This is a genomic window from Vibrio sp. 10N.222.49.C12 (assembly GCF_041475025.1).
GTDB classification, from domain to species: Bacteria; Pseudomonadota; Gammaproteobacteria; order Enterobacterales; family Vibrionaceae; genus Vibrio; species Vibrio crassostreae_C.
The window spans coordinates 1-1674 of sequence record NZ_JBFRVF010000140.1 but is presented as its reverse complement, the minus strand read 5'-3'; the positions used below and the strand labels follow the sequence as shown (position 1 = coordinate 1674).

General features: G+C 42.8%; 1 protein-coding gene and 3 tRNA genes. 3 read left to right on the top strand and 1 reads right to left on the bottom strand.

Annotation, left to right across the window (positions count from 1 at the left end; translation table 11 throughout):
* Positions 1 to 94: 94 nt before the first annotated feature.
* Positions 95 to 883: a lipase family protein gene (locus AB4583_RS21375; protein ID WP_017064543.1), complete on the bottom strand. Its 789-nt coding sequence runs from the start codon at positions 881 to 883 to the stop codon at positions 95 to 97.
* Positions 884 to 1232: 349 nt separating this feature from the next.
* Here AB4583_RS21375 and AB4583_RS21370 point away from each other — a divergent pair.
* The 3 genes from AB4583_RS21370 (at position 1233) to AB4583_RS21360 (ending at position 1582) form a co-directional block, all read left to right on the top strand.
* Positions 1233 to 1319 (top strand) — tRNA-Leu (locus AB4583_RS21370).
* A 67-nt stretch (positions 1320 to 1386) separates the two neighbouring features.
* Positions 1387 to 1460: transfer RNA gene (locus AB4583_RS21365), tRNA-Cys, on the top strand.
* A gap of 46 nt (positions 1461 to 1506) precedes the next feature.
* A tRNA-Gly gene (locus AB4583_RS21360) sits at positions 1507 to 1582 on the top strand.
* The last annotated feature ends 92 nt before the right edge of the window (positions 1583 to 1674 follow it).

The window sequence follows — 1674 nt, the reverse complement described above, 5'->3', positions numbered from 1 at the left end:
ACTCCGGGAGGCGCCTCCATAATTCAGAAAAAACCAGTCCTAGTGACTGGTTTTTTCGTTTCTGGACCCGCTAAAAGCTTCCTACGTACCCATTTCAATGCTTATCAAAGAAATCTTTGTTACGGATATACTTGCTCATCAAGTGGTAAGAGAAAGGTCTTATCAGCCAACTAAAGATAGAGCGACCAAGGCGGATTAATGTAGGAGTGTTCTCATAGATTCGTCCGTTATAAAGCCAAAGCACTTTACCTACATGCCAATAGAGCAAAGGAACCGGTGGCATGAAGGTCACGATGTCGATGTCACAGCAAATTCGGTAGGTCTTCTTACTCATGCGATAGTGCTTTCGAAAGCTCCAATCACCAATGGCGGGTTGGCCAAAAGTCACTATTCGTTTAATACAGCCTGGGTACTTTTGATCAAAGTAATCAGCGAAGACACAACCGATAGCGCCTCCGGAAGAGTGGCCAGTAATAGACACTCTTTTTCCTTGTTCGATGAGAGGTGTGAGCGTGGCTTCCAAGCGCTCAATAACGGTTAAGCCAAGCTTATCTTCATTACGACTTGGCTGGCTCTCTTGAAACATTAGATGGTAGAAACCCGCATGCACACGATAATTGAGCCCAATTCTCTTACAGCTTCTTGTCCATAGAGCAAAGGTTAGTAGCCAATCTGAGATACTGTGCGATCCTTTGATTACCACAACCACTTCATCTTTGTCGCTACTCCACAACACTCTAATCATGGTTTTACCAAACTGGTTCTTGATGATGCGTTGTCCATTAGGGTCAAAACCATAGCGAGTCTGCTTAAAAACTCTAGGGTAGGCGAGGTTACAAAGAACGGCATAGCGCTCATATTGATATCGTTTTAGTGGTTTCACATGTTTACTTCTTAATAAGAGTTACTTCAAACTCTAATCGTTGAATGTGAAAAGCACATGAAAACGCCATTTGCTTGGTTTAAAACAATAAAATCACCGCATTCAATTGGTATTTGAATCAATGGTTGTCAGTGATTTGTCCGTTTAAATTAGAAATCCAAGTATAAGAACCGTACAAGCTGCACTAAATTTATTCTTTTGAGTTCGATAATTAATCACTTGAATTAAAAGATAAAATTTATTGTTGACGAATTTTTTCCTTCCGTTAAAGTACACCTCGTTCTCACGGCTTAGGTCGCTGAGAGATGGTGTTTTTACTTTTCAGTAATCGGCCTCGCAAGATTGCGTTGCCCTGGTGGTGGAATTGGTAGACACAAGGGATTTAAAATCCCTCGGCGTTCGCGCTGTGCCGGTTCAAGTCCGGCCCGGGGCACCATCTATCTAGCTTCTACATTTTGAGTAGAGTGATGAACAAAGAGTTGTTCTCTTAAATCACTATTAAAGGCGCCTTGGCAGAGTGGCTATGCAGCGGATTGCAAATCCGTGGACCTCGGTTCGACTCCGGGAGGCGCCTCCATTCTTTCTCTCAGTTTGATAAGTTAAGAGATACTAAGAATGAAAATGCGATACTAGCTCAGTTGGTAGAGCGCAACCTTGCCAAGGTTGAGGTCATCGGTTCGAACCCGATGTATCGCTCCAAATTTTGTAGTGTTGATTCATTTCGACATTAAGATGGTGTTTTACTTTTCAGTAATCGGCATCGCAATAAAGAATTGCGTGCCCTGGTGGTG